The 6,474-nt window shown below is 62.7% G+C and carries 7 protein-coding genes; 3 read left to right on the top strand and 4 right to left on the bottom strand.

Translation table 11 applies throughout. The features are described from left to right. Positions 1 to 426 precede the first annotated feature (426 nt). Both MJD61_02505 and MJD61_02500 read left to right on the top strand, forming a co-directional pair. Positions 427 to 1,251, top strand: coding sequence for a type IV toxin-antitoxin system AbiEi family antitoxin domain-containing protein (locus MJD61_02505; protein MCG8554150.1), 825 nt, complete (start codon positions 427 to 429; stop codon positions 1,249 to 1,251). After that, a complete protein-coding gene (locus MJD61_02500; protein MCG8554149.1) occupies positions 1,248 to 1,541 on the top strand; it encodes a nucleotidyl transferase AbiEii/AbiGii toxin family protein in 294 nt (97 codons plus the stop codon). Before MJD61_02505 ends, MJD61_02500 begins: the two co-directional genes overlap by 4 nt. Here the strand turns inward: MJD61_02500 and MJD61_02495 are convergent. From MJD61_02495 to MJD61_02485, 3 genes are read right to left on the bottom strand one after another with little or no spacing between them, the layout of a single operon-like run. Next, positions 1,520 to 2,533, bottom strand: a complete 1,014-nt coding sequence (locus tag MJD61_02495; GenBank protein ID MCG8554148.1) for a site-specific integrase — start codon at positions 2,531 to 2,533, stop codon at positions 1,520 to 1,522. The two genes, MJD61_02500 and MJD61_02495, sit on opposite strands and share 22 nt — an antisense overlap. Further along, complete coding sequence (locus MJD61_02490; protein ID MCG8554147.1) at positions 2,530 to 3,492, bottom strand: tyrosine-type recombinase/integrase; 963 nt, start codon at positions 3,490 to 3,492, stop codon at positions 2,530 to 2,532. Before MJD61_02490 ends, MJD61_02495 begins: the two co-directional genes overlap by 4 nt. After that, on the bottom strand, positions 3,468 to 4,724 hold the full coding sequence (locus MJD61_02485; GenBank protein ID MCG8554146.1) for a site-specific integrase: 1,257 nt from the start codon (positions 4,722 to 4,724) through the stop codon (positions 3,468 to 3,470). The genes MJD61_02490 and MJD61_02485 overlap by 25 nt, the downstream gene beginning before the upstream one ends. Before the next feature lie 200 nt (positions 4,725 to 4,924). Between MJD61_02485 and MJD61_02480 the strand changes: the two genes are divergently transcribed. Beyond that, complete coding sequence (locus MJD61_02480) at positions 4,925 to 5,884, top strand: nucleotidyl transferase AbiEii/AbiGii toxin family protein (GenBank protein ID MCG8554145.1); 960 nt, start codon at positions 4,925 to 4,927, stop codon at positions 5,882 to 5,884. A gap of 91 nt (positions 5,885 to 5,975) precedes the next feature. Here MJD61_02480 and MJD61_02475 read toward each other — a convergent pair. Further along, a partial coding sequence (locus MJD61_02475; GenBank protein ID MCG8554144.1) for a hypothetical protein occupies positions 5,976 to 6,474 on the bottom strand: 499 nt, incomplete at its 5' end.

Below are 6,474 nucleotides of genomic sequence, written 5' to 3'. Positions count from 1 at the left end.
TTCAGGGCAGCGGTCGCATCGGGGGGCGGCTTCGGCGGCGCGAGCGGCCCCGGCTTGAACCGGGGATCGCTCCCGAAGGTGCGGTGAAACCAGATCGCCAGTTGGCGTGCGAGCTTCAGGCAGTGCAGCGCGTCGGAAGGCCTGCTCGCCGAGGACGGCGAGCCGTTCCTCGTGCGTCGCCAGAAATGCGAAGTTTTGGGACCGGGCAGGCAAGGACCCGAGCATAACCGGATCGGGTCGGCCAAATCACCGCTCTTGCGGGCCCGTAAGTGCTTGGAATCACGTGCCTCGTCTCGACGTTTTAGACCCGGATGCGCCACGAGGTAGACTTATACTGCCAAAGCGGACGATCTTTGACTGTTATTGACGTCAGGATATGCTTTGCTAGATATTGAAACTGCTTCAAGCGTCAGGTTCTGACTTCTCATGCAGAAATCTAGTACCGATCTTGCCGGACTCAGTACGGGGGAGCGAGAGCTTCTCGACCGCCTCATGGCGGAGGAGAGAGCCGCGGTCACCGCCTCCGACGTGATGGATTTGCGCGGGGTCACCCGCCCGGCAGCCAACCGCATCCTCTCGCGCCTTGAGGCCAAGGGCTGGCTCCAGCGAATCAAGCGGGGCCTATACGCTCCGATACCGCTCGGAGCGGCGTCGCGGAAACCGGCGGTCGAGGACGCTTGGACCCTCGCGATGCGGTTGTTCTCGCCCTGCCATATCTCGGGCTGGTCGGCCGCCGAACATTGGGATCTCACCGAGCAGATCTTCAACGCTGTGGCGATCGTAACGTCTGCGCCGCAACGCCGAGGCGAACAGACCTACGGCGGCGTTCGATTTCGCGTGCGGACCCTACACCCGGACAAGCTCTTCGGCTCTCGCAAGCACTGGGTTGGTTCCCACGCGGTGATGATCGCCGACCCGAGTCGGATGCTCATCGACATCTTGGATGCACCCGAAATCGGGGGTGGGGGACGGCACGCGGTAGATGTTGTGCGCAACTACTGGCGGAGTGACCACGCCGACGCGGACACGTTGCTTCAGTACGCTATCCGCTACGACCGCGGGGCGGTCTTCAAGCGGATCGGCTACCTGGCGGAGCTGTGCGGCGTCGCGCGGAACGACTGGCTTGCGCGTTGCCGGCAGCACATCACCAAAGGCGTGAGCAAGCTCGACCCTGCGGGACCCGATCGAGGTCCCATCGTGAGCCGCTGGAATCTGCGGGTGAACATCCCCGTCGACGAGGCCCGATCATGATTCCCAAGGCCGCCGTTCTGGAACGAGCGAGAATACAGGGCCTCCAGGCGACTACGGTGGAGAAGGACTACGTCCTCGGCTGGGTGCTCTGGGCGATCACAGAAGACGAGGTTCTCAATCGCTGGGTCTTCAAGGGTGGAACTTGCCTGAAGAAGTGCTTCTTCGAGACCTATCGCTTCTCGGAATTATGCCCAGTCCGAGATTATGCGGAGCGGCGTGTGTACGTGACGGGAGATCGGACAGATCGGCGTGGACCGGCTCCGCATAATCAGAGGCTGTTCAGGAACTGAAGAAGCGTGTCGCTCGCGCGATAGCGAGTTGGTGTTGCCGGAGCTTCTTGAAGCCTGGCAAGCGCTCGCTCCTTCATCATCAGGTCAGTTTCGACGTACTGGTGCGTCGTTGCGGGGCTCTCGTGGCCGAGCCACAACGCGATCACCGTGATGTCGACGCCCGATTGCAGAAGGTGCATCGCGGTGGTGTGGCGGATGATGTGCGGGGAGACTCGACGCTCGGCCAGGGGTAGACAGGTCTCGGCTGCCGCGCGGACGGCCACGCGCAGTCGGTCCTCGACGCCCGAGCGCGACAGCGGCTCGATGCGTCGGTTGGTAAAGAGTGGCGCGCGTCCTTCCAGGCGCAGGTGGGCAGAGAGCCAGCTTTTGAGCGCCTTGCTGGTGCTTCGCCACAGCGGGATGGTACGCTCCTTCCGCCCCTTGCCGGAAATACGAACGTGCGCGTTGGTTCCCAGGGACACGTCGGCGACGCGGAGTGCGACGATCTCCGAGACCCGAGCGCCGGTATTGTACATGGTTCGGAGCAGCATCTGGTCGCGGTGCCCGGTCCACGTCGAACAGTCGGGCGCAGAGAGGATGGCTTCGATCTCCTCGCGGGAAAGGAAGCCAATCAGAGGTCTCTCAAAGCGCTTCAACGGGATCGCGAGCACGCGCTGCACGACGGGGAGAACGGAGGGATCGCGGAACGATGCGTACCTCATGAACGAACGAATGGCAGCCAACCGCACGTTGCGAGTGCGTGCCGAATTGCCGCGGACCCGTTCCAAGTGATTGAGGAAGCCGAGGACGAAGTTTGCATCGAGATCTGCCAGCAACAGCTCGACCGGCGCGTTCTTCAAACGCTTTTCCGCGTATCGAAAAAGCAGGCGAAATGTATCCCGATAGCTCGCAATGGTCCGCGGACTGACATTCCTCTCGTTGATCAGCCGGCTGCCGAAGAAGTCTTGCACCAGCACGGTGAAGGACGTAGGGGCTGTCCGCCGCTGACTCATTTCTCGCGCCCCTCTCGGCGAGAATCCGCGTACCGTTCGAAACGCTTCCCGCCGAGAGCCAGCAACTCAGGCGAGGCTGTCATGTACCAGTACGTGTCCGTGACTCGGACGTGCCCGAGGTACGTCGACAACGAGGAGATCTTCTCGTCGACATTCGCCCCTTCCTCATACCACCGGAGCAAGCGTCGAACAGCGAAGGTGTGGCGAGTGTCGGAGGCTCGTTCTCCTCGTTTGTCGCCGGACTCTTCTCCCCAGCCGAGGTCGCGTCGTGCTCGCGCCAATGCGCGTTTGACTGCCATCGACGTGACGCGATGCCGGCCGTCGAAGAAGAACGCACCACCCGCATCTTGCGCGCGACTACGATCACGCAATCGCGCGTACAACCGGAGTTCGCGTGTCGTGGAGGGGTGGAGCGGGACGAGACGCGACTTGCGGAACTTCGTCTTGAGCACATGGATCAGACCCTCGTCGAGATCCACATCCGCGCATCTCAACCGCACAGCTTCTCCCAGCCGCAGGCCCGTTGCGAAGAGGAGGGAAAACAGTGTGACGACGGATTGCGAGGGAAGCTGGCCAGGAGGCTCGCCGAGGGCGCGCAAGAGCGCGGCGATTTCCTCGTCGGTATAGATGTGCGGTACGCGGCGGCGATAGCCTGGGCCCAAGATGCCGTGCGGGGGGACCTCGGTCCGCGGATCGAACTGCACCTGATATTTGGCGAATTGTCGAACGGCCTCCAGCTTCTTTACAGCCGCTCTGGACTCACCTTTCCCCGGCAAGGTTGCCCATCGGATCGCGATCTCCGTCGTGACAGGACCCCCGTGACCATTGCGATCAGCATAGCGCGCAAACGCGAGCAGCGCGCGCCCTGGGGCTTCGAGGGCAAAGCCAATCTTGCGACGAAAGGCCAAGTACTCCTCAGCCCGCGCCATCATGGTCATGCCGGGTTGACGTTTGGCCATGGGAGAGCCACCTCCTGAAGTCGCGCCAAGTCGACCTTGGCATAGATGGCCGTCGTATCGATGCTGCGATGCCGGAGGATGTCGGCGACGTCCTTCATCTTGGCACCTGCACGAAGAAGGCGCGTTGCGGTCGTGTGGCGCAACGCGTGAGCGCCGTTCTTCGCAACGGAAACGCCGGTCCGCCTGAACGCGCGTTTCACTACCGCCCCGATGCTCCCTGCTTGCAAGGGACTGCCGACAGGGCCGCGGTGCCGCACGAAGACCCGTCGCGTCGAGCTCCTCGGGCGTCCGTGTTTCAGGTACGCGACGATGGCTCGCCCGACGCTCTCGGGAAGCGGCAACTCGCTTCCTCGTCCGCCCTTCGAAGCGTAGATGTGGATCGTGCCCGACGACCAGTTGATCGCGTCTATCGTCAGCGCTTCCACTTCAATGCTGCGAAGGCCCAGATCAACGAGACAGAGCGCGATGGCCCGGTCGCGAAGCCCGATGGGCGTGGAGAGATCGAAGGATACGAGGACACGCTCCAGTTGCTCTTCGCTCAGGTACTTGGGCAGCCCCGCGAGCTTGTACTCAGTGATCGCGGGCACGGCGGCGACGAGGTCAGCCGCGTCCAATCCCCTCTCCACGTGGAGGAATCGGAAGAAGCTGCGAAGCGCTTTGGCGACATTCTTCAGCGCGCCTCGGGTATAGCGCTCCGCCCGAAGCGCTATGAATCCACGAACGTGAGCCACCGAAAGACGTTGAAGATCACGCACCGATCTGACGCTGGCGAACTCGAGAAATCCACCGACGTACATCAGGTGCCAAACGACGGTACCGTTCTTCAGCCCACGATTCTGTAGGAGGTAGTCTTCGTACGCCCGAGTGATCGCGTGGGTGCCGCTCGGCACGCGAGGAGACTGCCGCTGAACGGCCCCGCTCTCCCGTAGTACCTCAAGGAAATGGCGCAGCGCCGAGCGCGAACGGTGGGAGGACGCACTCGCCTGACTCAGAAAGTGCTGCACGGTGTTGTCTGAGACGGAACGGACGGCGATCCGCTGACGCTGAAGCCAACCACCGAAGTGACCAGCCAACCGGAGGTAGCCCCGGACAGTGGCCGGGCAATAGCCGCCTGCGTACAGACGCGTTGCGAAAGCGTCAAAGTGGGAGCTCAGCGAAGCTCCTCGATCACGCAGTCGGTCGGCGGCCCTCTGCGACATGATCTCTTCGAGCGTGACCCGGTCCTTCTGCATGGGTCCGAGTCGACGCTATGCGCAGCTGAAGTATTCAGCGCGAGGCTGTGATCAGGTCATACTGCCGAGAAATCTCGCGAGTGGTCCGCCAAGCTCCGCATAATCTCGGACTGGGCATAACTCGGACTATGCGGAGCTCTGCATAGTCGGAAGACCTTGATTTTACCGTTCCGACGGGGGAAGCGCTTTCCGAGACCATCATCGCCGAGGCGCTCTCCCGCATTGCTTCATGGGTGGAGGAACGCTGCGGCATTATATTCCCGCGTGACCGCATCAAAGTGGAGGAGTACGAGAACCCACGGGGCAATCTGTCCTACCAAGCACGACTCACCTACACGGGCCCGCTCCGCTTGGCGCGACGCAACCTCCAGAAGATCAAATTCGACATCACGCAGGACGAGGTCCTCGCCACCGATCCCGAGCTCCGGGAGATTCACCATCCGTACCCGGATCAGGCGGATCCGCCAGCCCGCGCAAAGACGTATTCGCTCGAAGAGGTCCTGGCCGAAAAGTCTCGTGCCTTGTACGAGCGTCAGGGTCGCGCTCGGGACGTGTACGACGTGGTCCATCTGAGCCGCGCCTTCCGGGACACTATCGACCGGGCGAAAGCTCGGCAGTGCGTCGAGTCAAAGTTCGCATTCAAGGGCATCGGGGCGCCGACGGTTGCCGGCATCGTCGGGCGAATCGACCAGGATGTTTTGAAAGCGAACTGGGATCACCAGCTCGGCCACCAACTTCCGGCCCTCCCGCCCGTCGATGGATTCATCGACGAGCTAGAAGGCGCGCTGCGCTGGTGGCTCGAACCCGCCGCTGCGCGACCCCCGGCCGAACCTGTTCCCGCGAAGTCCGGCGAGACACTGGTCGAGCGGGTGTTCTTCCCGAGCTATCAGTCCTTCGCGGCCGGACGCAGCCATCTCGAAACGGTCCGCTTCGCCGCTCGAAACCGACTCTGTGTGCGGCTCGGGTATCACGGCCACGAGCAACTGGTGGAGCCTTACTCCCTTCGGCTTCCAAGGACGGGGAACGAGCTGCTTTACGTCCACGAGCGCACCAAAGATGGCTTTCCGGTCGAAGATATCCGGGCGTACAAGCTCGACGAAATCGAGAGCGCCGCGACGACCAACATCCCATTTACGCCGAGGTGGCGCGTAGAGCTCTGACGCCCCGACGTTGCGGAGCGCGGTGCCTCCTTCCGTCGAGAACCCCCTCAAGCGGCTTGAACGGCATTCCGTGCCTCGACCCACACGCGGTTCAGGCGGCCTTTTCGAGCCGTACCCGTATCTCGACCCCATCCGTGTTGAAAAAATCGCGTTGCGGGCCCCCGCAACCAACTCTAGCGAACACCCGCCCTTCGAGGCGGGTGTTGGCGTTTAGGGCCCAATCTCCGGCCAACCGTGTGGAAATGTAGTAGCCGTCGTCGTCGGGCTTCGGGGCGTTGTCCGCGAAAACGTCGTCTGCGGTGAAATGACTCAGGTTTCCGCCTGGTGCTAGAACTCGTCCATGACATTGCTGTTGGCGCTGCTGGACACCGTTCGGGCCGCCTTGAAGGGCACGCGGACCCTGGTCGCCGAGAATCTCGCCCTGCGTCAGCAGCTGGCTATCTACAAGCGGACACGCAAGCGTCCGAAGCTTCGAACCTCCGACCGAGTCCTGTGGGCGCACGTCGCGGTAGGGGACGGGCCTTAGCTCTGAGGGTTCGGCCCGCCCCCCGCACAGATCCCAGCGAGCGGCACTACCGCACTGGGCTCCT

This window comes from Pseudomonadota bacterium, assembly GCA_022361155.1.
Lineage (GTDB): Bacteria > Myxococcota_A > Polyangia > Polyangiales > JAKSBK01 > JAKSBK01.
The sequence above is the reverse complement of the archived record's forward strand: the minus strand, read 5'-3'. Positions and strand labels throughout refer to the sequence as shown.